Here is a 22831-nt window from a genome sequence, read left to right as displayed (position 1 = left end):
GACGAGCGCTTCCTTGACCTCTCCCCGCGAGCGGGGAGAGGTGAAGGCGGCGCTGTACCCGGATGGGGAGCGTCAACGCACATCGATCGATCTTCGTCTCACGCCTCGTCGAGGCCGATGTCGACGGCCGGGGCCGCCTGGGTGATCTTGCTGGTCGAGATGTAGTCGACGCCGGTCTCGGCGATCGCCTTGATGGTGTCGAGCCGGATGCCGCCGGAGGCCTCGAGCGGCACCCGGCCGGCGACCATCGCCACCGCCCGGGTCATGTCCTCGCACGACATGTTGTCCAGCATGATGACGTCGGCGCCGGCGGCGAGCGCCTCGGAGACCTGCTCCAGGCGGTCGCACTCGACCTCGATCTTGGTCAGCGTCGGCAGCTTCGTCTTCGCCCGCCCCACCGCCGGGGCGATGCCGCCGCACACCGCGATGTGGTTGTCCTTGATCATCACGCCGTTGTCGAGGCCGAGCCGGTGGTTGAGGCCGCCGCCGCAGGTGACGGCGTGCTTCTCGATCATGCGCAGGCCGGGCGTCGTCTTGCGGGTGTCGATCAGGCGCGCCTTGGTGTGCGAGATCATCGCCACGTAGCGGGCCGTCTCGGTGGCGATCGCCGACATGTGCTGGACGATGTTGAGCGCGGTGCGCTCGCCGGTGAGGATGCCGCGGGCCGGGCCGGTCACGGTGAGCAGGATCGCGCCCTTCTCCACCACGTCGCCGTCCTTCACCTTCACGTCGACGGCGAGGCGCGGCTCGTAGCGGCGGAACACGGCGGCCGCGATCTCGATGCCCGCGATCGTCATCGGCTGGCGGGCGTTCATGGCGAAGGCGCCCACCTCCTCCGGCTCGATCATGGTCTGGGCCGTGAGATCGCAGTAGCCGATGTCCTCGAGCAGCCAGAGATCGATCAGGCGCTCGACGGCGAAGCTGTCGTACATGCTCGGACCTTTCGCTTGAGTCGGTGTCGGGGACGTGACCGCGCCGCGCGGCCCGCGCCCGCGGCGGGCGCGACGGCCGGCGGCCGGCCTAAGGCGGGTCTCAGTGGCGCCATGCCCGGTCGAGCGCCAGCAGGGCGGCGTTGACGAGCAGCGCCACGATGGCGAGCAGCAGCGCCACCGCCAGCACGGTCGGCATGTCGCCGCGCTCCATCGCGTGCATCACCATGTAGCCGAGCCCGTTGCGCGAGGCGAACATCTCGCCGATCAGCACGCCGAGCAGGCAGAGCGAGACGCCGAGCCGCGCGCCGGTGATCACCTCCGGCAGGATCGCCGGCAGCACGACGCTCACCGAGGTCTGCCACGGCGTCAGCCCCATCACGGCGGCGCTGCGGCGATAGACCGGCTTCATCTGCAGGATGGCGTTCATGGTGAACAGCGTGAGCGGGATCATGCCGTGCATGATGCCGAAGGCGATGCGGGCCGAGATGCCGAGCCCGAAGATCAGCAGCACCACGGGATAGAGCGTCACCTTGGGCAGCGAGTAGAGGTTGACCAGGATCGGCTCGGACACGGTGCCGGCGGTGCGGTTCATGCCGAGCAGGATGCCGAGCGCGATGCCGCCGACCGTGGAGAGCACCACGGCGGCCGCGAAGGCCTGGGCGGTCTGGCTCGCATGCGCCCAGAACTCCGCCTCGCCGAGCAGGACGACGAGCTGCATCAGCGTCGCCAGCGGCGACGGAAGCCCGGTGTTGGCCACCGCGAGATGCAGCACCTCCCAGGCGAGCAGGAGGACGGCGAGAACGGCGGCGGGGCCCAGGACGCTCTTCATCTCAGCGCCTCAGCCGCGCCTGCAGGCGCCGGTCGACCGCGTCCAGCGCCGTGTTGACGATCGTGACCAGCACCACGATGAGCAGCATCAGGCCGTACATCTCGCGGTTGTTGAAGTTGTTGTAGGCGTAGGCGATGGCGTAGCCCATGCCGGCGCCGGACAGGATGAACTCCGACGCGATGACGCCGATGAAGGCGTAGGCGACGGCGAGCTTCACGCCGGTGAAGAGGTAGGGCATGGCGGCCGGCAGGCTGATGCGGAACGCCCGCTCGACCGGCCCCATGCGCATGATCAGCGCCGTCTTGCCCAGCACGCGGGGGATGCGGTCGAGCCCGATCAGGGTGGCCGAGATCATCGCGACGATGGCGAGCAGCACCGCGATCGCGACGATGGCGGCGGACCCGACCCCGAACAGGATGATGAAGACCGGGTAGAACATGAAGGTCGGCACCGCGTAGTAGCTGGCGAGCAGCGGCTCGGCGGCGCTGCGCACCGGCGGCAGCGCGTGGATCACGGCGCCGACCAGGAAGCCGAGCCCGATCGCCAGCACGCCGGCGGCGGCGACGCTGCGCAGGCTGACGAGGATGTCGCCCCAGTGGGTGCCGGAGACGAGAATGTCGTAGAGGCTGGTCGCCATGGCGGAGGGCGGGATCACCACGGTCGTGGGTATCCAGCCGGTCCGGCAGGCGATCTCCAGCGCCGCGACGGCGGCGGCGACGACGACGAGCCTGATCCAGCCTTCGCGGGTCATCGGCGCGACCGAACGGAAAGCTGGTCATTCCGGGGCGCCGCGTAGCGGCGAACCCGGAATCCAGATCGGAAATCGAAGCGTGTCGCTGGATTCCGGGTCCGGCGCTTCGCGCCGTCCCGGAATGACAGAAGCGACTCGCCTGGAAACGAAGCACAGGCCAGCGTGAGCATCCCCATCGCCGCTCACCCGTCGCGCAGATGCTTGAGGGACTCGGTGCGCAGCTTCTCCCACAGGCGGCCGGTGATGTCGCCGAAGCGGTGATGCGAGACGATGCGGCTGTCGCGCTCGACCTCCCAGCCGGTCTCGACCACGTCGATGAACACACCGGGGCGCGCCGACATGACGCCGACCCGGTCGGACAGCATCGCCGCCTCGTCGAGCGCGTGGGTGATCAGCAGCACGGTCGCCGACGTCTCGCGCCACAGCCGCAGCAGCTCGTCGCCCATCAGCAGGCGGGTCTGCTGGTCGAGCGCGCCGAACGGCTCGTCGAGCAGGATCAGGCGCGGCTGCATCACCAGCGTGCGGGCGATGCAGACGCGCTGGCGCATGCCGCCGGAGAGCTGCGCCGGATAGGCGCCGGCGAAGGCCTTGAGGCCCATGAAGCCGACCGCGTAGTCGACCCGCCGGGCGATCTCGGCCGCGTCGACGCCGGCGCGGCGCAGCCCGAAGGCGACGTTGTCGGCGACGGTGAGCCAGGGGAACGAGGCGTCCTCCTGGAACACGACGCCGACACCCGCCGGGACGCCGTCGATCGGCCGCCCCTCGAACTCGGCCGTTCCCTCGGTGGGCTTCGAGAGGCCGGCCAGCACGTCGAGCAGCGTGGACTTGCCGCAGCCGGACGGACCGACGACGGAGAAGAACTCGCCGCGGCGCAGGTCGAGGTCGATCGGCCCGAGCGCGTGCACGCTCTTCGGCGTGCCGGGCCTGCCGAACACCCGGGTGACGCCGGCGAGCCGGACGTGACGGTCCTCGACGGCGGACACGTCGGCGACCTCGGCGAGCGCCGCGACGGTCATTTCCTGTCCTTGATCGAGGCCGGCAGGAACGAGGGATCGAGCAGCTTCGACCAGTCGACCGGGCCGTCGATCTGGCCGATCAGGCGCAGCCCCTCGACGGTGCGGTCGAGCTCGGCCCGGTTGAACTCGCCGGTGCTCCACATGGCCGGCGCCAGCATGTTGTCGACGGCGACCTTGGCGATCGCCGGCTCGAGCTTGAACGCCTTGCCGACGATCTCGGCCGCCTTGGCCGGGTCGGCGTAGAGCGCCTCGACGCCGGCGGCGCGCCCGGCGATGATCGCCTTCAGCTTGGCGGGATTCTTCTGCGCGAAGGCGCGTGTCGTGATGCCGACCGAGGTGGTCATCGGCGGCAGGATCTTGCCGTAGTTCGCGACCGTCCGGTACTTCGACGCGCGCATGATGGACAGCGGCTCGATCAGCGCCGCGGCCGCGACCGCCCCCTGCTCCAGCATGGTCAGCCCGTTGACGTAGCCGCCGGAGGCGACGCGCTCGACCTTGGAGGCGTCGACGCCCTCCTGCTTCAGCGCCATCAGGAGCAGCATCTCGGAGACGCCCTTGGGCGACGTGATGGCGACCTTCTTGCCTTCGAGATCCTTGAGCGACTTGATCGGCGAATCCGGCATCGTCACCAGCGACGCCTCGGCGACGCTGCGGGTGCCGGTGTTGACGATGATCACGTCGAGCCCCTGGCGCTGCGCCGCCAGCGCCGCGGCGATCGCCACGTCGCCGTAGGGCGTGTCGCTGGCCAGCAGGTTGCGCACCGTGGTGCCGCCGCCGCCCGAGCCGATGATCGAGGTGATGTCGACGCCGGCCTTCTTGAACAGCCCCTCGGCCATCGCCACCGCGTAGGGCGCGCCGTACATGCTGGTGCCCCACTGCGTCACCGAGATCTCGTCGGCGGCCGCCGGCGCGGCGAACGGCACGGCGGCGGAGAGCATCGCCCCCGACACCAGGGCTCCCGAGACGAACGCTCGAAGTGACTGCTGGAACGACATCGCCGATCCCTTCACGATGGGGGTTGCTTCGGACGGGCCGGACGGCCCCCGAACTGCGTCGCGTGGAAAAGCCGGTACAGTGTACGCACTATAACGAGGCGCGGTCCGCCGACCAACCGGAATATCGCCGCGCGACTTTCATAATTTGTGCAGTGCGTGGCGTCGCCGAAAGCAACGCGACCGAAATTCGCTCATCCCGGCAAGTCGAACCGCCTTGTGCGAAGCAGAGTGTGTACACTATTCTCGGTGGCGACCAACGATGGAAACGCCTGCGGCGGCGCGTCGCTCGCGCCGGATGTCATACAAAGATCGCGCCGGCGGCCGGTTGCGGAAACCGCCACGTCGTTCCGAACCAGACTACGGGAGCAGACCCGCCGCATGACCGCCAGGGGCTCCGCACCGCAGCACGCGCCGCGCCGGAAGCGCGGCGGCGGCGCGGCGCGTCCGCCCTACGATTTCCGCGAGCAGGTCGGCCATCTGCTCCGCCGGGCCTATCAGCGCCACGTCGCGATCTTCCAGCAGAACACCGCCGATCCCGGGCTCACCGCGGTCCAGTTCGTCACGCTGTGCACGCTGCGCGAGCGCGGCCCGAGCTCGCAGAGCGAGCTGGTGCGCGCCACCGCGGTCGACCAGGGCACCATCCGGGGCATCATCGAGCGGCTGAAGGCGCGCGGCCTGGTCGAGATCGAAGACGACGGCGGCGACCGCCGCAAGGTGATCGTCCATCTCACCCCGCAGGGCGCCGCGACGCTCGACCGCATGGTGCCGAGCGCCCACCACATCACCGAGCTCACCATGGGCGGGCTCGAGCCGGTCGAGCGCGTCGCCCTCGTCTATCTGCTGCGCAAGATGATCGGAACGGGATCGTCGACCTGAACCGGCGCGGCCCCGCTCCGCTCGGTCAGCGCGGCGGGATCACGGGCAGCAGCAGCGCGGAGTCGCGGGCGCCGCCGGTGAGGATCGTGCAGGTGCCGGCGAACTCCGGCCCGCCGCGATCCTGCGGGTGGTCGTGGCGCATGCGCCCCGGCACGCCCGGATACTCGAAGTCGCGCCCCATCAGGGTCAGCACCAGCCGATAGCCCTTCGGCAGCACCAGGCTGGTCGGCCAGATCTCGACGTCGACCGCGACCGGCTCGCCGGGCGTCAGCGGCTCGATCGCCTCGTGGGCGTGCACGGGCCGCCACGGCCGCGACCGTGCCGGATCGAGCCTGCGGTGCGAGGCGCGCAGCCAGCCGCGGCTCGGCGGCGTCTTCTCGTGGGCACCGTCGAACACCACCTCGCTGCCGTCGGGCGCGAAGGCGCGCAGCACCGCGAACATGTCCATGTCGGTGGTCGAGGAGGCGACCCACAACCGCGCCGAGACGAAGCCGGTGATCTCGGTCTCGGTCTCGAACGGCGCCGTGGAGAAGTCGACGCCGTCGCCCTGCGCATCGTAGGAGACGGCGCTCTCGACGGACGGCGGCTCCGGCGTCAGCGCACGGCTCGCGGCGTCGAGATGCATCCGGGTCCAGCGCGTGCGGGCGAGCGGGAACTCGTGCTCGTCGCGGCGCACCGCGCCGTGCGGCGAGCGGATCGACAGCCGCACCCGCGGCTCGTCGTCGAAGCCGTTGCGCTCGCCCTTCAGGAAGCGGTCGAAGAAACGCTTCTGCAGGGCGACGTAGTCGGGCAGGTAGAAGCTCTCGAAATGGGTGCCGTCGTGCACCGAGAGCCACTTCTGCGCCGAGGCGGCGCCGAGGAAGCCGTCGATGTTGCCGCGCAGATGCAGCCCCGGCCCGCCCCAGTTGCCGGCGGAGAGCAGCGGCACGGTGATGCGGGCCGGATCGGGCGCGCGCTCGCGGTACCACGCGTCGCGCAGCGGATGGCGCAGGAACTCGCCGACATAGTCGGTGCGGTTGCCCTCCAGCATCGCGGCCGGCAGCGCCGGGCCGGTGTTGGGCCGGCCGGTGTCGCGGTCGCGGTAGCGCGTCTCGCCGTTGCCGTGCTGGTTGACCAGCACCTGGCGCGGCCACCACGCGGTGGTGAAGCCGTTGCTGAAGATGCCGCCGTGCCGGTAGGCGTCGCGATAGTAGTCGAGGAACCCCTCCCACGGCACGATGGCGGCGAGGTGCCTCGGCTGCAGCGCCGCCACGGCCCACTGGGTGAAGGCGTAGTAGGAGATGCCGATCAGCCCGACCTTGCCGTTCGACCACGGCTGCGTGCCGGCCCATTCGATGGCGTCGTGATAGTCCTGGATCTCGCGCGGCGAGCGCGGATCGAGATAGCCGGGCGACTTTCCGGAGCCGCGCGAGTCGACCTGGATCACCACGAAGCCGTCCGGCACCCACACCTCGGGATCGACCGTCTCCCACCGCAGAAAGCGGCCGCTGGTGCCGGTCGTGAACAGATCCGGATGCAGCGTGTTCAGCCGCTCCCACTGCGGCGCGAAGCCGTCGGCGAAGTGCACGTCCTTGCCGTAGAGGCCGTGTGCCATCACGACCGGGAAGCGTCCTTCGCGGTCCGGCCGGAAGACGTTGGCGCGCAGCACCAGCCCGTCGCCGACCGGCACCGGCACGTCCTTCTCGAAGATCATGGTCGGGCCGCGCGCCGTCGTGACGGTCTCGACCACGGTCTCGACGGGGCCTGCGGCGGCCGGTTCGGCCAGGGTGTCTTCGGTCATTTCTGGTTCTCTCGACTCTGTCATTCCGGATGTCGACCGCACCGGCTCGTTCGGTCCAATGTGAGACGCGGATCCACCGCCAGACATCGCGCGGGCACACCACCCTCCTCCGCTCGTCCCCGCGAAGGCGGGGACCCGGGGGCCACACGACGGGCGGCACGACGTAGGGCTCCTGGATTCCCGCTTGCGCGGGAACGAGCGGTCATCCGGGCGCTTCGAGGCCTCACTGCGCCTTCAGCCCGAGCTCGCCCATCAGCCGGTCCTGATGGGCGAAGTCGTTCTTCAGGAAGGTCGTGAAGGCGTCCGGCCCGGCGCCGTCCACGTAGAGGCCGGAGTCCTCGATCAGCTTCTTGAGCTCCGGCGTCTGCAGGGCGCGGGCGATCTCGCGATGCATGCGCTCGACCCGGTCCTTCGGGGTGCCGGCCGGGAACAGCACGCCGAACCAGCCGAGCAGCTCGTAGTCCTTGAAGCCCTCCTCCTGCATGGTCGGCGTGTCGGGCAGCGCCGGCGTGCGGCGCGCGCCCGTGATGGCGAAGGCCTTGACCGTGCCGGCCTTGACCAGCGGCACCGCCGTCACGGTGGAGACGAAGGTCATCGAGACGGTGCCGCCGATCACGTCGCTCATCAGGGCCGGCGTGTTGTAGGGCACGGCCGTCATGGTGATGCCGGCCCGCGCCTCGAACAGGCGGCCGGCGACATGCGTGAGGTTGCCGACCCCGGACGTCGCGTAGGTCAGCGCCCCCGGCTTCTGCCTGGCGAGCGCGACGATGTCGGCCGTGGTCCTGGCCGGCAGGTTGGAGACGAGCGCGAGGCCATAGGACTGCGCCAGCAGCGTCACCGGAGCGAAGTCCTTCACCGGATCGTACTGGACGTGCTTCTGCACGATCGGATTGGCGACGTGCGAGCCCGTCGTCAGCAGCATCGTGTAGCCGTCCGGCTCCGACTTGGCGACCGTGGTCGAGGCGAGGATGCCGTTGGCGCCCGGACGGCTCTCGACGATCACCGACTGTCCGAGATACTCGGTCAGCTTCTGGGCGAGCCCGCGCGCCAGCACGTCGGTCGAGACGCCGGGCGGGAACGGGTTGATGATCCGGATGATCTTGTCGGGATACTCGGCGCGGGCGACGTCCGCGGACACGGAGGCGAGCAGCATCGCGAGCGCGGCGGCGGCCGCGCGGAGCACAGTCCTGGGCATGGGGACCCTCCCGGGGGGTTCAGGGTTGTGAGTCTTTTTTGTCGTTGCGGCGGGAGCGGCGCGGCGCGGCGGCCGCGTCGCCGAGCGTGGGCGGGGCACGGAACACGGCGGCGAGCAGCGGCACCAGCACGCGCTGGGCCGTCGCCATGTCGCCGGGGTCGTAGGTCGTCTCGGGCGGCTCGTCGGCCACGGCCTGCACCCGGCCGGGCTTCGCCAGCAGGTGGATCAGGGTGCCGATCATCACGTGATAGCGCCACTGCAGATCCTGCGGCGACAGCGCCGGCAGCAGGCGGGCGACGCCGGCGAGGAAGCGCCGGCCGGGCTCGCGATAGTGCCGGCGGAGAATCTCCTGCACGCGCGGATCGCCGCTGTCGGCCGTGATGCGGCCGCGCAGGCGGCCGAAGCGGATGCGTGCGTCCGGCGACTCGAACCCGATGGTGAGGCCGGGCGCCAGATAGGCGTCGATCAGGGTTTCCAGCGTCATCGCCTCGGCCGGCCCGTCGAGCAGAGCGTCGAGGCGGCGCAGGCGCTCGGCGCCGAGCGGCGCGGCCCGGCGCTCCAGCACGGCGGCGAGCAGATCCTCCTTGCGGCCGAAGTGATAGAAGATCGCCGCGCCGTTGACGCCGGCCACCGCCGTGATCTCGCGCACCGGCACGGCGTCGAAGCCGTGCTCGGCGAACAGCGCCTCGGCGGCGTCGAGAATGCGTGCCCGCGTGCCGGCATCCTCGCCGGCGGCGCCGCGCGGCGCGTCCGCCTCGCCGACGGCGTCACCGGTCCGCGGCGGATCGGTCCGCACGGCGGCGGGCGCCGCCGGGGATGCGGGGCGTCCGCGGCCGGACGGCGCGAGCCGTGTCCGCGATGCCGTCTTGCCGGCGCGGGGCATCGTCGCATCCTCCCGGGCTCCTGGCGGTCTCGCCCCGTCCGAGACTCGATCACCGCCGAGGGCCTCTCGTTGCCGGCAGTCGATCACAAGGTCGTCAGTCAGTCAACTGACTGACGTGCCGTGACGGCGCCGCCCCCGCGCGGCCGCGGCGCGTTCGTCGCCTCGGCGGCCGCCCTTTTCCCGCCACGTGATTCCGTGCCACAAGGCGCCCGCAGCAGGAGGGCGGCCATGGAGTCTCTGCCGCGCCGTCGCGTTCGCCGGGGGGCGCCGGTCCCGGTATGGCGGCAGATCGAGATCGACCTCACCTTCGAGATCCGCACGGGTTTCTGGGGTCCCGGCGACCGGCTGCCGTCCGAGGCGGAGCTGGCGGCCGCCTATGGGGTGCACCGGCACACGGTCCGGGTGGCGCTGGCGCGGCTCGCCGAGGAAGGGCTCGTCGTCTCGCACCAGGGCAAGGGCGTCTTCGTGGCGCGCCGGCCGGTCGAGTACGCGGTGACGCGCGAGTCGAAGTGGAGCGAGTTCGAGCAGCGTCTGGCCGCGAACCCGGACGGGAAGCTGCTGCGCTCCTCGGTACGCACCGCCAATGCCGAGCTCGCCGGCCTGCTGGCGCTCGCGCCGGGCGCCGAGCTGCTGGTCGTCGAGACGCTGCGGCGGGCCGGGCCGGGCGTCTCGGCCTACTGCTACCACGTGTTCGACAATGCCCGCTTCGCCGGCATCGACGCTGCGTTCCGACGGCTGCACAGCTACACGCCGGCGCTCGCCGAGTTCGGCCACCCCGAGTTCTTCCGGGCCAAGACCTGGATCGACTGCCGGCTGCCGCGCGCCGACGAGGCGCGGGCGCTCGCGGTCGCCGCCGACACGCCCGTCATGGTGATGAGCTATGTCGATGCCGGGCGCGACGGCACGCCGATCCTGTTCGGCGCCGCCGTGGTCCCCAACGGGCGCCTGCGCTTCCGCATCGACAGCCCGTGAGCGGCGGCACCGCGTCGGACGCGCCGTGTCACATCCCCGTCAGCTTGTCCACTTAGCCTAGACAAGTCGCCCGGACGACGGCGCACCGCGGGGCCTTCCGGCCCCCGGCCCTCCGCCGCTCCGGCCCCGCTGACCGGAGACGCCGACCCATGATGCACCGCCGCCGCTTCCTCGCCACCGCCGCCACGGCCGCCGCCGGCGCCACGCTGGCCGCTCCCGCCGTGTGGGGCCAGTCGCGCCAGACCATCAAGATCGGCCTCGCGCCCCAGCAGGCGACCCAGGCCGAGACCCGGAAGGTGTGGGAGCCGATCTACCGCATCGTCGCCGACCGCATGGGCGTCGGCCTCGATCTCACGGTGGCCAACGACTGGGCCGGCATCTCGGTGGCGCTGGCGAGCGAGCAGATCGACGCCACCCAGATGGGCCCGTGGGGCTACGTGCTGGCCCGCGCCAAGGGCGAGGCGCGCATCGCCTGCACCATGCTGGTGAACGGCGAGCCGACCTACCGGGCCGTGATCGTCGCCCGTCCGGGCCTGAAGATCGACAACTGGCCGGAGGGCGCTCGCGGACTGTCGATGCAGATGCTCGACGTCGGCTCGACCACCGGCTGGATGGTGCCGACGCACTGGTTCCGCCAGCGCGGCCTCGAGCCCAAGACCTTCTTCGGCCGCTACGCCGAGGGCGCCTCGGCGGCCGCCGCCCAGGTCGCCGCCGCCAACGGCCAGGTCGACCTCGCCACCGGCTGGGACATCCACCGCAACACCATGATCCGCAACGGCACCATCAAGCCGGATTCGAACACGGTGGTGTGGCAGTCCGACCCGCTGCCGAACGAGGTGGTGGCGGTGCGCCGCAGCTTCCCCGAGGAGATGCGCGTGGCCCTGCGCGATGCGCTGGTGGGCCTGACCGACGAGCAGAAGAAGCTGCTGCCCTGGCCCTACACCGGCTTCGTCCCGGGCGAGCACAAGCCCTACGAGGTCCTGGAGAAGATGGGCCGCGACCTCGGCGTGCTGAAGGCGTCGTAGCTCGTCTGACACTCGGTCCGGGGCGCGAGCCGAACGCTCGCGAACCCGGAATCCAGCGGCAGACACCGTCACCGGGGCTGGATTCCGGGTCCGGCGCGTTGCGCCGGCCCGGAATGACCAATCCAGGAGTCCCTGCCTTGACCGACCTCCCCGTCCGCGCCGCCGATGGCCGCTACGTCGAGCCGCGGCTCGATCCGTTCTCGCGCGCCGTCGCGGCGAAGGTGCTGTTCGGGCTCCTGCTCGCTGCCGCCTTCGTCGCCTGCCTGAAGCTCGCCGAGGTGAACCCGGCGGCGCTGATGCGCGGCTTCCCGCGGCTGATCGAATGGGCCGCGAAGGGCTGGCCGCCCTATCTCGACGATCTCGACGTGTTCTCCTGGCGGGCCGTCGAGACGGTGGCGATCGCCACGGTGGGCACGGTCGCCGCCACCCTGATCGCCTTCCCGCTCGCCGTCTTCGTCGCCCGCAACGTCACGCCCTCGCCCGTGCTGTCCTTCCCGGTGCGCTGGCTCGTCAACACGTTCCGGGCGATCGACACGGTGGTGTTCGCGCTGCTGTTCGTCACCGCGGTCGGGCTCGGCCCGTTCGCCGGCGTGCTGGGCATGATCGTCCACTCGGTCGGCGTGATCACCAAGCTCTATGCGGAGGCGATCGAGACCATCCCGGGCGCGCCGCTGGAGGCGGCCGCCATGTCGGGCGCCAGCCGCACCAAGATCGTCACCTACGCGATGCTGCCCTCGGTGCTGCCGAACCTCGCCTCGGTGTCGCTCTACGTCTGGGAGGCGAACGTGCGCACCTCGACCATCCTCGGCATCGTCGGCGCCGGCGGCATCGGCATCGAGATCAAGGCCGCCATCGACCTGCTCGACTTCCAGAAGCTGCTCACGCTCTCGGTCATCGTGCTGATCATGGTGACGGTGATCGACCAGCTCTCGGCGTGGCTGCGCCGCCGGCTCGTCTGAGGAGAGGATCATGACCGCGCATCTGCACCTGCCGCTAGACGCCGTGCCGCTGGAGGAGACGCTGCGCCCCTCCACGGCCGGGCCTCGCGCCGAAGCCCGCACCGAGCCGCCCGCTCTGACTCTGGAGCGGGTCTGCAAGCGCTATCGCGAGACGACGGCGCTCGACGACGTGTCGTTCGCGGTGCGCCCCGGCGAGCTCGTCGCCCTGGTCGGCCCGTCCGGCGCCGGCAAGTCCACCGTGTTCCGCTGCCTCACCCGGCTGGTCACCGCCGACAGCGGGCATGTCGCCGTGCTGGGCACCCGGGTCGACGCGCTGCGCGGCCGGGCGCTGCGCGAGGTGCGCCGCCGGATCGGCCTCATCTTCCAGCAGTTCAACCTGATCGGCCGGCTCTCGGCGCTCGACAACGTGCTGGCCGGCCGGCTCGGTCACGTGGCGACGTGGCGCGTCGCCACCCGCCTGTTCCCCGACGAGGACCGGCAGATCGCGCTGGCCGCGCTCGACCGGGTGGGCCTCCTCGACAAGGCCTATCAGCGCGCCGACTCGCTTTCCGGCGGCCAGCAGCAGCGCGTCGCCATCGCCCGGGTGCTGGCCCAGCAGTCGCGCGTCGTGCTCGCCGACGAGCCGGTATCGAGCCTTGATCCGAGCTCCGCCGCCAACGTGATCGGCGTGCTGCGCGACATCGCCCGCGAGCATCGCATCGGGGTCCTGTGCGCGCTCCACCAGGTCGACTTCGCCCGCGACTGTGCCGACCGCATCGTCGCGCTGCGCGCCGGCCGGCTGGTGCTCGACACGCCGGCCCGGGACTTCGACGCCGCGGCGTTCACGCGGGTCTACGGCGCCGCCTGATCCGCGAAGCTGCGCCGCAGCTCCGCGAGGCTGCGCCTCTGCGTGCCGTCGGCGCGGAAGTTGTCGGGCGCCAGCCATGCCTCGAACGCGGCCCGGCGGGAGGGCCACTCCTCGTCCGTGACGGCGTACCAGGCCGTGTCGCGGCTGCGGCCCTTGTGAATCAGGTGGCGGCGGAAGACGCCCTCGAACGTGAAGCCGAGCCGCTCGGCGGCGCGGCGCGACGGCGCGTTGAGGGCGTTGCACTTCCACTCGAAGCGGCGGTAGCCGAGGTCGTCGAAGGCGTGCCGCATCATCAGCGCCATGGCTTCGGTGGCGGCCGCGGTGCGGGCGAGCGCCGGCGAGAACAGGATGTGGCCGACCTCGACGCTGCGATGCGCCGGCTCGATGCGCAGATAGGTCGCATGGCCGACGGCCCGGCCGCTGGCCCGGTCGACGATGGCGTAGAGCACCGGGTCGCTCCCGGCCAGGAAGCGCTCCAGATAGGCATCGAAGTCGGCGCGCGCCGCGAACGGCCCGACCGAAAGATAGAACCACAGGCGCTCGCGCTCCGGGCCGTGGGTGGCGGCGTAGAGGTCGGCGGCATGGGCGTCCATGTCGAACGGCACCACCGCGACCGATCGGCCGACGAGCGGCATTCCGCCCGGCCGCTTCGCCGGGGTGGCATCGACCGGCTCGCCGACCGGCAGGCCCGCGGGCTCGGACTCGGAGGGACGATCGAGGGACATGCGGACACCTTCGCGCGGCCGGCGGAGACTTTCCGCGCCGCCGATTCCCGTATACCACGCGCCCGACATCACCCGAACGAGTGCCCGATGCCCGACGCCGCCGCCGATCTCCGCACCGACCCGAGCTTCTTCGCGCTGCTGACCGGCAGCTTCGCCCGCCTCGTCGGCCGCCCGCTGGTGCCCGCCGGCACGGACGCGGCGTGGCTCTACGGCGAGGCGCCGTTCGTCTGCGTCGCCCACGACACCGCGGCCGATCCGCGCTTCGTCTACGCCAACGTGGCGGCGCAGCGCCGCTTCGAATACCCCTGGGACACGTTCGTCGGCCTGCCGTCGCGCCTCTCCGCCGAGGCGCCGGAGCGCGAGGAGCGCCAGCGCTTCCTCGACGCCGTCGCGGCGCACGGCTACGTCGCCGGCTATCGCGGCCTGCGGGTGAAGGGGTCCGGCGCGAAGTTCTGGATCGAGGACGGGCTCGTCTGGCAGCTCCTCGACGAGACCGGCATCCTGCGCGGCACCGCCGCGGTGTTTTCGCGATGGACGGATGTGTGATGTGTTCCGTCATTCCGGGGCGCGGCGGAGCCGCGAACCCGGAATCCAGCGGCGAACTCCGAATTGGTGGCTGGATTCCGGGTCCGGCGCTGCGCGCCGTCCCGGAATGACCGGATGCCATCACACCCCCAGATACGCCGCCCGCACCTTCGGGTCCTGCAGCAGCGCGGCGCCTGCGCCTTCGTGGACGACGTGGCCGACCTCCAGCACGTAGCCGCGGTCGGCGATGGCGAGCGCGGCGGAGGCGTTCTGCTCGACCAGCAGCACCGTGATGCCGCGCGACTTCAGGTCGACCACGGCGGCGAGGATCTGGTCGACCAGCAGCGGCGCGAGGCCGAGCGAGGGCTCGTCGAGCAGCAGCAGCTTGGGCTGCGCCATCAGGGCGCGGCCGATGGCGAGCATCTGCTGCTGGCCGCCCGACAGGCTCGACGCCGCGGTGCGCCGCCGCTCGGACAGCACCGGGAACATGGCGTACACGGCCTCCAGCCGCGCCTTCACGGTGTCGTCCCAGCGGCGGAAGGCCCCGAGGCGCAGATTGTCCTCGACCGAGAGCGGCCCGAACACCTGGCGGCCTTCGGGCGACTGGACGATGCCGCGCACCACCCGCGCGTGCGGCGGCAGCCGCCCGATGTCCTCGCCGTCGAACAGGATGCGGCCGCCGGTCGCCGGCTGCACGCCGGAGAGGGTGCGCAGGAGCGTCGTCTTGCCGGCGCCGTTGGAGCCGACCAGGGCGACGATCTCGCCCGCCGACACGTCGAGCGAGACGCCGTGCAGCACCTCGATGCGGCCATAGGCCGAGGAGAGTCCGTCAACCGTGAGCACGATCCGCCTCCCTGGCGCCGTGCTCGCCCAGATACGCCGCGATGACGGCGGGATCGCTGCGCACCTGGCGCGGCGGCCCCTCGGCGAGCCGCCTGCCGTGCGCCAGCACCAGCACGCGATCGGAGATCTTCATCACCAGCTTCATGTCGTGCTCGATCAGCACCACGGCGACGCCGTCCCGCGCGATCTGGCCGATCAGCCGGTCGATCGCCTCGGTCTCCACCGCGTTGCAGCCGGCGGCCGGCTCGTCGAGCAGCAGGACCTTGGGATCGGCGGCGAGCGCGCGGGCGATCTCCAGCCTTTTCAGCACACCGTAGGGCAGATCGCCCGCGGTCGTGTCCGCATGGTGCGCGAGGCCGACGCGCTCCAGAAGCTCCATCGCGCGCGCCCGCGTGCGGACATTCTGCCGCGCGACGGAGGGCAGCGAGAGCAGATCGGCGAGGAACGAGGTGCGCTCGGCGAGATGGTTGCCGACCATCACGTTCTCCAGCGCCGTCATGCGGAAGAAGATCTGCAGGTTCTGGAAGGTGCGGGCCATGCCGCGGCGGACCAGCAGGTGCGGCGCGACGCGGGTCACGTCCTCGCCGGCGAGCACGATGCGGCCGCGGCCGGCCCGGTAGATGCCGGTGACCAGGTTGAACAGCGTCGTCTTGCCGGCCCCGTTCGGGCCGATGATGGAGAAGACCTCGCCGAGCGACACCTGGAACGAGACGCCGTCGACGGCGCGCAGGCCGCCGAACGTGATGCCGAGGTCCTCGACCTGCAGGATGGTCATGCGGCGCGCTCCAGGAGAAGGCGGCGCAGCGACGGCACGATGCCGGCCGGCAGCAGGATCATGAACACCATGATCAGGAGCCCGAGCACGGCCTGCTCGTACTCCTGCAGCACGGTGAGGGCCTGCGGCAGCACCACCAGGAAGGCGGCGCCGACCACCGCGCCGACGACCGAGCCGAGGCCGCCGATGATCACCATCGCGACCAGCTCGATCGAGTGCATGAAGCCGGCGGCGTCCGGGGTGATGAAGCCGTTCATCAGCGCGAGCAGGCTGCCAGCGACGCCGGCGAACACGGCGCTGAGCACGAAGGCGGCGAGCTTCTTCTTCGCCACGTCGACGCCGACGCCGGCCGCCGCCACCTCGCTGTCGTGCAGGGCGCGCAGCGCCCGGCCGCTCGGGCTCGCCTGGATGTTGAGGGCGAGCAGCGCACCGACCAGCAGGGCGCCGCCCGTGATCCAGTACCAGGTCGAGACGCCGGAGACGCGCCAGCCGAACAGCACCATGCGGGGCACCTGCATGCCGTCCGGCCCGCCCGTGACGGCCGATTCGCTGGTGAGGACCAGCGCGACGATGAGACCGAAGCCGAGCGTCGCGATGGCGAGGTAGTAGCCCTTGAGCCGCAGGATCGGCCGGCCGACCGCGTAAGCGACGAGCCCGCACAGCACCGCGCCGAGCAGCAGCGACAGCAGCGGATCGAGCCCGAGCTTCGCCGGTCCGACCGCCACCGCATAGGCGCCGATGCCGAGGAAGCCGGCATGGCCGAGGCTCACCTGCCCCGCATAGCCGGTGAGGATCGTGAGCCCCAGCGCGGCGAGCGCGAAGATCCAGACGAGCGCCGCCACCCGCAGATAGAACGACGACGGCGCCAGCACCGGCACGACCGCGATGATGGCGGCGAGCAGAACGAGGACGGCGAGCCGGGACGAGAGGACACGCTTCAGCATCACACCCGCTCCACGGCACGGCGGCCGAACAGGCCCTGGGGCATCAGCAGCAGCACCACCAGGATGGCGACGAAGGCGACCGCGTCCTTGTAGGTGGACGAGAGATAGCCGGCCCCGAACGCCTCCAGGAGGCCGATCAGGAGGCCGCCGACGACGGCGCCGATCGGGTTGCCCATGCCGCCCACCATGGCGGCGGCGAAGCCCTTGAGCGCGAACAGCGTGCCGACGTCGTAGCGGGTCAGCGTGATCGGCGTGACGAGAATCCCGCCGACCGCGCCGATCGCCGCCGACAGGCCGAAGGCGAGCGCCAGCACCACCGTGACGTTGATGCCGACGAGCTTCGCGGCCAGCCGGTTGGCGGCGGTGGCGAGCACGGCCTTGCCGATCAGGGTGCGCTCGAGGAAGACCCACAGCCCGAGCACCAGGACCAGCATGCCGCCGATCACCCAGAAGCTCTGCGGCAGCAGCGTCGCGCCGCCGATGGCGATCGGCGTGGTGCCGGAGAAGGCGGGCAGCGAGTGGAACTGCTTGTCGAAGACGAGCTGGGCGACGCCCTTGATGAAGATCGAGGCGCCGATGGTGATCATGATCAGCGACACCGGCGAGGCGCCGCGCGCCGGCTCGATGGCGAGGCGGTGCAGGAGCAGGCCGACCAGCACGGCGGCCAGGATCGCGATGAAGGCCGCGACCGGCAGCGCGAGGCCGGCGGCCATCAGGAACACCGTCCCCATTCCGCCGATCATCACGAAGTCGCCCTGGGCGAAGTTGATGACGTCGGAGGCGTTGTAGACCAGCGTGAAGCCGAGCGCGACCAGCGCATAGACGGCCCCGACCGTCAGTCCGGAGAACACGAGCTGGAGGAATTCGGCCATGACCTTACCCGGCGCGGCACCCTCTGCCTCGTCATGCCCGGCCTTGTGCCGGGCATCCACGATCGACATTGCCGCACGGCAGAAAAGACGTGGATGGCCGGGACGAGCCCGGCCATGACGACGAGGCGAGGCTCACTTCGTCTCGGTCGGCACCCAATCGCCGCCCTTGATCTCGAGCATGCGAAACGACTCGGTGCCCAGCCCGAGATGGTCCTTCGGCGACATGGTGTAGAGGCCGGTGGCGCCGACATAGCCCTTGGTGGACTCGATGGCGTCGCGGATCTTCCGGGGCTCGGTCGACTTCGCCCGCTCGATCGCCTGGACGAGAATCTGGATGCCGTCGAAGCCGTAGCCGCCGAAGGTGGAGACGGGCTGGCCGGTCGCGCTCTCGTAGCTCTTCTTGTACTCCATCACGACCTTCTTCTGCGGATCGTTCTCGGCGAGCTTGTCGGCGATCAGCAGCGCCGGCGCCGGCAGGCGCACGCCCTCGGCGGCGGGACCGGCGAGCTCGATGAAGCTCTTCGAGGCGACGCCGTGCGACTGGTAGAGCGGCAGCGTGATGCCGAGCTGGGCGTAGTTGCGGGTGACGATCGCCGGGCCCTGGCCGAAGCCGGGGTTGAGCACCGCCTGCAGGCCGGCCGTGTTCTTGATCTTGTTGAGCTGCGGCGTCATGTCGGCGTCGGTCGGGCCGTAGCTCTCCTCGGCGGCGACCGTGATGCCGTAGTCGCCGACCACCTTCATGCACTGCGCCCGCATCGACTTGCCGAAGCCGTCGGTGCCCGAGATCATGCCGACCTTCGTGATCCCGCGCGACTTCATGTCTTCGAAAATCTTCTGGCAGGCGGTCTTGTCGGTGTGCGGCGTCTTGAACACGAAGGCGCGCACCGGCTCGACGATCTCGATCGCCCCGGCGAGCGAGACGAACGGGATCTTGGCGTCCTCGAACACCGGGATCATCGCCATGGTGGTGCCCGTGGTGGTGCCGCCCACCATGGCGACGACCTTGTCGTCCTCGACGAGGCGCGTCGCGAAGGTGCGCGCCTTGTTGGCGTCGCCGCCGTCGTCGTAGAGCACGAGCTCGACCGGCCGGCCCATCAGGCCGCCCTTCTTGTTGAGCGCCTCGACGTAGAGCTTCAGCGTCTTCTGCTCGGGATCACCGAGGAACGAGGCCGGCCCGGTGGCCGACACGACAGACCCGATCCTGATCGGGTCGGCGGCGAGGCCCGGCGTGACGGCGAAGACCGAGGCGACGGCGGTGGAGGCGATGACGGCGGCGGCGCGCAGCGCCCGGCGGGCGGCGGTCTGTGGCATCTGGCGTTGCTCCCAAAGGGTCGACATGTCGACGAGGGCGGTTGGCCCGCCTTCTCGGGCCGCTGCCTGCGCGAGAGGCGCGGGCGGGGCGGCATGGATCGAAGCGTAAGATTAACCGAACGATTGGTCAATGATTTCGTCAGCGGCCCGGGGGAGCCGTTTCGTCGCACGGTCTTCTACCGCCGCGGGCCGCCGCCGCCGAGACCGACCTTGGTCGCGGGACGCTGCGATCCGGCACGGGTCAGGCGCGGAAGCGGCGCAGCACGTCCTTGCCGCGGCGCAGCGGCGCGCCGGTCTCGTCGACCGCGTGGGCGTCGAGCCAGCGCTCCGACGGCTCGAGCAGATCACGGTAGAGCGCCGCGCACAGCGCCCGCGCCGCGGCGCCGGGCCAGTCGTCGGGCAGCAGCGGCGCCGGCAGCAGCGGATCGCGCAGCACGATGCGGCGATACTCGTGGATCAGCAGCACGCGGGCGACCATCGCCTCGGCCTCGTCCGGAACGGCCCCGGCGGCGAGCGCGGCGCGCAGCGGGGAGAACGTGTCGACGAAGCCGTGATAGGCGTCGGCGGTGGCGTCGAGCGGCCAGCTGCGCGCCGCGAGATCGCGCAGCACCGCCTCGCTCCCGGTCGCCTGCAGGATCAGCTCGCCGCGGGCCGCCGCCGGCAGCGGCCAGCCGGGCGCGACGAACACGCCGGCGGAGGGCGAGCCCCAGCCGGCCTCGTCGAGCGCCGCGCGCGCCGCGTCGCGGCCGGGGCCGTTGGCGAGCAGCACCAGGTCGAGATGCCCGGTAAACGCCGGCGGCTGCGCCGCGTAGATGTGCCGGGTCGCCGCCGCGAAGGTCTCGCGGCCCTTGTCGGCGAGCCGGTAGAAGCTGTTGCGTCCGGCCTTGTGGCGCTCCAGCCAGCCGTCGGCGGCGAGCCGCGACATCGCGGTGCGCACGACGCCCTCGGCGATGCCGAGCTCCCTGAAGAACATCAGCAGCGTGCCGAGCCACACGCTGCCGCCGCGCGGCACGATGGCGTCGCCGTAGACCGTGACGATGATCGACCAGGTGCGCGACGGCTCGTGGCGGAGCTGATCGAGGATCGGGCCGAGCGCCGCGCGTGGCAGCTTCCGGCCGGGCGCCGCGGGCGCGCGCGCGACGGCGTCCGGACGGCGGGCGCTCATGCGCCGCGGGCGCGGCGGGCCGGCGCCGGAACGGCGGCGGGCGCCGCCACGGCTTCGGCGGCCGCCTCGGCGCCGCCGGCGAGCAGCCGCGTGACCAGCCGCGCATACTCCTCGCGGCTCAGCCCCTTGCCGGGCCGGAACCAGAGATAGTGCCAGTTCAGCATGCCGAACAGCGACATGGTGAGCGGCTTGAGGAGCGGGCCGCGGCCGACCGACGGCACCGCCGCCGCGATGGCGTCGGAGAACAGGCCGACCAGCGTGCGCTCCATGCCGCGCAGCCGCTCCTGCTTGTCCTCCGGCAGGAGCTTGAGATTGGCGATCTGCACCTGATGCTCGGCGTCGGCGTCGCGATACTCGTCGAGCAGCGCCGCCGCGAGCGCGAACAGGCGCTCCTGCGGATCGGCCCCGGCGGTCCGCGCCGCCGCCTTCTCGACGGCCGCGATCAGCTCGGCGAGGTGCGCCGACAGGATGTCGAAGAGGACCGCCTCCTTGTCCGGGTAGTAGTGGTAGAGCAGCGCCTTGGACATGCCGCAGGCCTCCGCGATCATGGTGATCGAGGTGCCGGAATAGCCGTGGCGGGCGAAGAGCTCGGCGGCGCGATGCAGGATCGCGCCCCGCTTCGCGTCGTAGTCCTGGGCGCGGGTGCGAGCCATCCTGGTCGGGTCCCCCCTGTGTCGCATTGTCGCAGCGTGGGCTGCGGTCCGGGCGCCGCCCGGGCGCCGCTCTCGCGGTGTGCGCGGCCGGCGCGGCTGGCTCGAAAATACATTAACCGGTTGGTCGATCAATAGTGTCGCCGCCGGCGCGGCGCGTCGCCCTGCCCTCCCGCCCCGCCCGCGGCCTCCGGATTCCGGCGCCGCAGGCGCCCCGCCGCCGCACCGCGCGGGCCGCCGCCGCGGCGCACCCTCGCGAATATGTTACAGACTGCGATTGCATTCCAGTTTTCTGTTACATATCTTCCCGTCAACACAGCGAGGACGAAACCTCGGGAGCTTTCGGGAGAACGCGCATGTACACGCAGGGCCTCAACCAGGGTCCCGACGCCGCCGACCGCCGCATCGAGGACGCCGCGCTGCTGCAGCGCTTCCAGGAGCGCATCGACGCCGAGGAGCGCATCGAGCCGAACGACTGGATGCCCGAGGCCTATCGCCGGACCCTGGTGCGGCAGATCTCGCAGCACGCCCATTCCGAGATCATCGGCATGCAGCCGGAGGGCAACTGGATCACCCGCGCGCCGTCGCTGCGCCGCAAGGCCGCGCTGCTCGCCAAGGTGCAGGACGAGTGCGGCCACGGCCTCTATCTCTACGCCGCCGCCGAGACGCTCGGCGTGGCGCGCGAGGAGATGGTCGAGCAGCTGCTCGCCGGCAAGGCCAAGTACTCCTCGATCTTCAACTACCCGACGCTGACCTGGGCCGACATCGGCGCCATCGGCTGGCTGGTCGACGGCGCCGCGATCATGAATCAGATCCCGCTGTGCCGCTGCAGTTACGGGCCCTATGCGCGGGCCATGATCCGGGTCTGCAAGGAGGAGTCGTTCCACCAGCGCCAGGGCTACGAGATCATGCTGACCCTCTGCCGCGGCAACGGGGCCCAGAAGGAGATGGCGCAGGACGCGCTGAACCGCTGGTGGTGGCCGTGCCTGATGATGTTCGGCCCGCCGGACGCCGCGAGCCAGCACACCGACACCTCGACGCGGTGGAAGATCAAGCGGTTCACCAACGACGAGCTCCGGCAGAAATTCATCGACGCGACGGTGCCGCAGGCGCATTTCCTCGGCCTCACGGTTCCGGATCCGGACCTGAGATTCGACGAGGCGACCGGTCACTGGGCGCACGGCGCCATCGACTGGGAGGAGTTCAGGCAGGTCGTCGCCGGCAACGGCCCCTGCAACGCCCAGCGCATGGAGCGCCGCCGCCGGACCGAGGAAGACGGCGCCTGGGTCCGCGACGCCGCCCGCGCCTTCGCCGAGAAAGAAAAGAGCCGCCACCGGGCGGCCGCGTAGCACCGGTCATTCCGGGGCGAGGGCCACCGGCCCGCGAACCCGGAATCCAGCCCAGAACGCCCGGCGCGACGCTGGATTCCGGGTTCGCCGCTGCGCGGCGCCCCGGAATGACCAAACAAACAAGATCAGGAAACGCCCGAGGAGCCCGCCGTGACAGAGCCCGCCGCATCCGAGCCGAAGGTCCCGCTGTGGGAGGTGTTCATCCGCGCCCGCAACGGGCTCGCCCACAAGCATGTCGGCTCGCTGCACGCCGCCGACGCGACGCTCGCCCTGCAGGCGGCGCGCGACCTCTACACCCGGCGCGGCGAGGGCCTGTCCATCTGGGTGGTGCCGTCGGCCGCCATCACGGCGTCGGACCCGGCCGAGAAGGGCATGATGTTCGAGCCCACCGCCTCCAAGGTCTACCGCCACCCGACCTTCTACGAGATCCCCGACGAAGTCGGGCACATGTGAGCCTGCACGCGCCGCAGCCTGCTCTCTCCCCCGCTTGCGGGGGAGAGATGGAGAGGGGGAAGACTCGCAAGCGCCGCGCTCGCGGCGTGGCCCCTCCCTACCCTCCCCCGCGTGCGGGGGAGGGACGCAAGAGCCTCCGGCTCGCGATACCTGCCGAAC

At 71.3% G+C, this 22831-nt stretch carries 24 protein-coding genes; 8 read left to right on the top strand and 16 right to left on the bottom strand.

Annotation, left to right across the window (positions count from 1 at the left end):
- Positions 1 to 98: 98 nt before the first annotated feature.
- The 5 genes from nadC to J2S22_RS28685 form a co-directional block, all read right to left on the bottom strand.
- A complete protein-coding gene (gene nadC, locus J2S22_RS28705) occupies positions 99 to 932 on the bottom strand; it encodes a carboxylating nicotinate-nucleotide diphosphorylase (protein WP_272779186.1) in 834 nt (277 codons plus the stop codon).
- Positions 933 to 1032: 100 nt separating this feature from the next.
- Positions 1033 to 1761 carry an ABC transporter permease gene (locus tag J2S22_RS28700; RefSeq protein WP_272779185.1) on the bottom strand — a complete coding sequence of 243 codons (729 nt, stop codon included), beginning with the start codon at positions 1759 to 1761 and terminating at the stop codon, positions 1033 to 1035.
- Between the two features lies 1 nt (position 1762).
- A complete protein-coding gene (locus tag J2S22_RS28695; protein ID WP_272779184.1) occupies positions 1763 to 2512 on the bottom strand; it encodes an ABC transporter permease in 750 nt (249 codons plus the stop codon).
- Positions 2513 to 2694: 182 nt separating this feature from the next.
- The gene (locus J2S22_RS28690) at positions 2695 to 3528 is read right to left on the bottom strand and encodes an ABC transporter ATP-binding protein (RefSeq protein ID WP_272779183.1); all 834 of its coding nucleotides are present in this window, start codon (positions 3526 to 3528) and stop codon (positions 2695 to 2697) included.
- On the bottom strand, positions 3525 to 4523 hold the full coding sequence (locus J2S22_RS28685) for an ABC transporter substrate-binding protein (RefSeq protein ID WP_272779182.1): 999 nt from the start codon (positions 4521 to 4523) through the stop codon (positions 3525 to 3527). Before J2S22_RS28685 ends, J2S22_RS28690 begins: the two co-directional genes overlap by 4 nt.
- A 378-nt stretch (positions 4524 to 4901) precedes the next feature.
- Between J2S22_RS28685 and J2S22_RS28680 the strand changes: the two genes are divergently transcribed.
- A complete protein-coding gene (locus tag J2S22_RS28680; RefSeq protein WP_272779181.1) occupies positions 4902 to 5399 on the top strand; it encodes a MarR family winged helix-turn-helix transcriptional regulator in 498 nt (165 codons plus the stop codon).
- A 25-nt stretch (positions 5400 to 5424) separates the two neighbouring features.
- Here the strand turns inward: J2S22_RS28680 and J2S22_RS28675 are convergent, their stop codons facing one another.
- The 3 genes from J2S22_RS28675 to J2S22_RS28665 form a co-directional block, all read right to left on the bottom strand.
- Positions 5425 to 7179: a CocE/NonD family hydrolase gene (locus tag J2S22_RS28675; RefSeq protein ID WP_272779180.1), complete on the bottom strand. Its 1755-nt coding sequence runs from the start codon at positions 7177 to 7179 to the stop codon at positions 5425 to 5427.
- Positions 7180 to 7402: 223 nt separating this feature from the next.
- Positions 7403 to 8374 (bottom strand): Bug family tripartite tricarboxylate transporter substrate binding protein, encoded by a 972-nt coding sequence (locus J2S22_RS28670; RefSeq protein WP_272779179.1) that lies wholly within the window; start codon positions 8372 to 8374, stop codon positions 7403 to 7405.
- 19 nt (positions 8375 to 8393) lie between these two features.
- Entirely contained in the window at positions 8394 to 9170 is a 777-nt protein-coding gene (locus tag J2S22_RS28665) for a TetR/AcrR family transcriptional regulator (protein ID WP_272779178.1), read from the bottom strand.
- Between the two features lie 315 nt (positions 9171 to 9485).
- Here J2S22_RS28665 and phnF point away from each other — a divergent pair, with 315 nt between their 5' ends.
- The 4 genes from phnF to phnC all read left to right on the top strand — a co-directional run bounded on the left by phnF (position 9486) and on the right by phnC (position 13060).
- The gene (gene phnF / locus J2S22_RS28660; protein ID WP_272779177.1) at positions 9486 to 10229 is read left to right on the top strand and encodes a phosphonate metabolism transcriptional regulator PhnF; all 744 of its coding nucleotides are present in this window, start codon (positions 9486 to 9488) and stop codon (positions 10227 to 10229) included.
- Positions 10230 to 10378: 149 nt separating this feature from the next.
- Positions 10379 to 11254: a phosphate/phosphite/phosphonate ABC transporter substrate-binding protein gene (phnD, locus tag J2S22_RS28655; protein ID WP_272779176.1), complete on the top strand. Its 876-nt coding sequence runs from the start codon at positions 10379 to 10381 to the stop codon at positions 11252 to 11254.
- 137 nt (positions 11255 to 11391) lie between these two features.
- On the top strand, positions 11392 to 12213 hold the full coding sequence (gene phnE / locus J2S22_RS28650; protein WP_272779175.1) for a phosphonate ABC transporter, permease protein PhnE: 822 nt from the start codon (positions 11392 to 11394) through the stop codon (positions 12211 to 12213).
- 10 nt (positions 12214 to 12223) lie between these two features.
- Complete coding sequence (gene phnC, locus J2S22_RS28645) at positions 12224 to 13060, top strand: phosphonate ABC transporter ATP-binding protein (protein WP_272779174.1); 837 nt, start codon at positions 12224 to 12226, stop codon at positions 13058 to 13060.
- Here phnC and J2S22_RS28640 read toward each other — a convergent pair.
- Positions 13045 to 13785 carry a GNAT family N-acetyltransferase gene (locus J2S22_RS28640; RefSeq protein WP_272779173.1) on the bottom strand — a complete coding sequence of 247 codons (741 nt, stop codon included), beginning with the start codon at positions 13783 to 13785 and terminating at the stop codon, positions 13045 to 13047. The genes phnC and J2S22_RS28640 overlap by 16 nt on opposite strands.
- Positions 13786 to 13872: 87 nt before the next feature.
- Between J2S22_RS28640 and J2S22_RS28635 the strand changes: the two genes are divergently transcribed.
- Entirely contained in the window at positions 13873 to 14331 is a 459-nt protein-coding gene (locus J2S22_RS28635; protein WP_272779172.1) for an MEKHLA domain-containing protein, read from the top strand.
- A 120-nt stretch (positions 14332 to 14451) separates the two neighbouring features.
- Here J2S22_RS28635 and J2S22_RS28630 read toward each other — a convergent pair whose 3' ends face one another.
- The 7 genes from J2S22_RS28630 to J2S22_RS28600 all read right to left on the bottom strand — a co-directional run bounded on the left by J2S22_RS28630 (position 14452) and on the right by J2S22_RS28600 (position 20873).
- Positions 14452 to 15153 (bottom strand): ABC transporter ATP-binding protein, encoded by a 702-nt coding sequence (locus tag J2S22_RS28630; RefSeq protein ID WP_272779171.1) that lies wholly within the window; start codon positions 15151 to 15153, stop codon positions 14452 to 14454.
- Positions 15140 to 15928, bottom strand: coding sequence for an ABC transporter ATP-binding protein (locus tag J2S22_RS28625; RefSeq protein WP_272779170.1), 789 nt, complete (start codon positions 15926 to 15928; stop codon positions 15140 to 15142). Before J2S22_RS28625 ends, J2S22_RS28630 begins: the two co-directional genes overlap by 14 nt.
- Entirely contained in the window at positions 15925 to 16872 is a 948-nt protein-coding gene (locus J2S22_RS28620) for a branched-chain amino acid ABC transporter permease (protein WP_272779169.1), read from the bottom strand. The genes J2S22_RS28625 and J2S22_RS28620 overlap by 4 nt, the downstream gene beginning before the upstream one ends.
- Positions 16872 to 17744, bottom strand: coding sequence for a branched-chain amino acid ABC transporter permease (locus tag J2S22_RS28615; protein WP_272779168.1), 873 nt, complete (start codon positions 17742 to 17744; stop codon positions 16872 to 16874). Before J2S22_RS28615 ends, J2S22_RS28620 begins: the two co-directional genes overlap by 1 nt.
- Positions 17745 to 17876: 132 nt before the next feature.
- On the bottom strand, positions 17877 to 19055 hold the full coding sequence (locus J2S22_RS28610) for an ABC transporter substrate-binding protein (RefSeq protein WP_272779167.1): 1179 nt from the start codon (positions 19053 to 19055) through the stop codon (positions 17877 to 17879).
- 241 nt (positions 19056 to 19296) lie between these two features.
- Positions 19297 to 20220 (bottom strand): phenylacetic acid degradation operon negative regulatory protein PaaX, encoded by a 924-nt coding sequence (gene paaX / locus J2S22_RS28605; RefSeq protein WP_272779166.1) that lies wholly within the window; start codon positions 20218 to 20220, stop codon positions 19297 to 19299.
- Positions 20217 to 20873: a TetR/AcrR family transcriptional regulator gene (locus tag J2S22_RS28600; RefSeq protein ID WP_272779165.1), complete on the bottom strand. Its 657-nt coding sequence runs from the start codon at positions 20871 to 20873 to the stop codon at positions 20217 to 20219. The genes paaX and J2S22_RS28600 overlap by 4 nt, the downstream gene beginning before the upstream one ends.
- 353 nt (positions 20874 to 21226) lie before the next feature.
- Here J2S22_RS28600 and paaA point away from each other — a divergent pair, with 353 nt between their 5' ends.
- Together paaA and paaB are read left to right on the top strand one after the other, a co-directional pair.
- A complete protein-coding gene (gene paaA / locus J2S22_RS28595; RefSeq protein ID WP_272779164.1) occupies positions 21227 to 22219 on the top strand; it encodes a 1,2-phenylacetyl-CoA epoxidase subunit PaaA in 993 nt (330 codons plus the stop codon).
- Positions 22220 to 22369: 150 nt separating this feature from the next.
- Positions 22370 to 22672, top strand: a complete 303-nt coding sequence (gene paaB / locus J2S22_RS28590; protein WP_272779163.1) for a 1,2-phenylacetyl-CoA epoxidase subunit PaaB — start codon at positions 22370 to 22372, stop codon at positions 22670 to 22672.
- Positions 22673 to 22831 lie beyond the last annotated feature (159 nt).

Source organism: Rhodoplanes tepidamans, assembly GCF_030813915.1.
GTDB lineage: Bacteria > Pseudomonadota > Alphaproteobacteria > Rhizobiales > Xanthobacteraceae > Rhodoplanes > Rhodoplanes tepidamans.
This window is presented reverse-complemented; position numbering and strand designations above follow the sequence as displayed.

Coding starts and splice junctions, on each gene's coding strand:
- nadC (WP_272779186.1), bottom strand. CDS start 932: ATGTACGACAGCTTCGCCGTCGAGCGCCTGATCGATCTCTGGCTGCTC.
- J2S22_RS28700 (WP_272779185.1), bottom strand. CDS start 1,761: ATGAAGAGCGTCCTGGGCCCCGCCGCCGTTCTCGCCGTCCTCCTGCTC.
- J2S22_RS28695 (WP_272779184.1), bottom strand. CDS start 2,512: ATGACCCGCGAAGGCTGGATCAGGCTCGTCGTCGTCGCCGCCGCCGTC.
- J2S22_RS28690 (WP_272779183.1), bottom strand. CDS start 3,528: ATGACCGTCGCGGCGCTCGCCGAGGTCGCCGACGTGTCCGCCGTCGAG.
- J2S22_RS28685 (WP_272779182.1), bottom strand. CDS start 4,523: ATGTCGTTCCAGCAGTCACTTCGAGCGTTCGTCTCGGGAGCCCTGGTG.
- J2S22_RS28680 (WP_272779181.1), top strand. CDS start 4,902: ATGACCGCCAGGGGCTCCGCACCGCAGCACGCGCCGCGCCGGAAGCGC.
- J2S22_RS28675 (WP_272779180.1), bottom strand. CDS start 7,179: ATGACCGAAGACACCCTGGCCGAACCGGCCGCCGCAGGCCCCGTCGAG.
- J2S22_RS28670 (WP_272779179.1), bottom strand. CDS start 8,374: ATGCCCAGGACTGTGCTCCGCGCGGCCGCCGCCGCGCTCGCGATGCTG.
- phnF (WP_272779177.1), top strand. CDS start 9,486: ATGGAGTCTCTGCCGCGCCGTCGCGTTCGCCGGGGGGCGCCGGTCCCG.
- phnD (WP_272779176.1), top strand. CDS start 10,379: ATGATGCACCGCCGCCGCTTCCTCGCCACCGCCGCCACGGCCGCCGCC.
- phnC (WP_272779174.1), top strand. CDS start 12,224: ATGACCGCGCATCTGCACCTGCCGCTAGACGCCGTGCCGCTGGAGGAG.
- J2S22_RS28640 (WP_272779173.1), bottom strand. CDS start 13,785: ATGTCCCTCGATCGTCCCTCCGAGTCCGAGCCCGCGGGCCTGCCGGTC.
- J2S22_RS28635 (WP_272779172.1), top strand. CDS start 13,873: ATGCCCGACGCCGCCGCCGATCTCCGCACCGACCCGAGCTTCTTCGCG.
- J2S22_RS28625 (WP_272779170.1), bottom strand. CDS start 15,928: ATGACCATCCTGCAGGTCGAGGACCTCGGCATCACGTTCGGCGGCCTG.
- J2S22_RS28620 (WP_272779169.1), bottom strand. CDS start 16,872: ATGCTGAAGCGTGTCCTCTCGTCCCGGCTCGCCGTCCTCGTTCTGCTC.
- J2S22_RS28615 (WP_272779168.1), bottom strand. CDS start 17,744: ATGGCCGAATTCCTCCAGCTCGTGTTCTCCGGACTGACGGTCGGGGCC.
- J2S22_RS28610 (WP_272779167.1), bottom strand. CDS start 19,055: ATGCCACAGACCGCCGCCCGCCGGGCGCTGCGCGCCGCCGCCGTCATC.
- paaX (WP_272779166.1), bottom strand. CDS start 20,220: ATGAGCGCCCGCCGTCCGGACGCCGTCGCGCGCGCGCCCGCGGCGCCC.
- J2S22_RS28600 (WP_272779165.1), bottom strand. CDS start 20,873: ATGGCTCGCACCCGCGCCCAGGACTACGACGCGAAGCGGGGCGCGATC.
- paaA (WP_272779164.1), top strand. CDS start 21,227: ATGTACACGCAGGGCCTCAACCAGGGTCCCGACGCCGCCGACCGCCGC.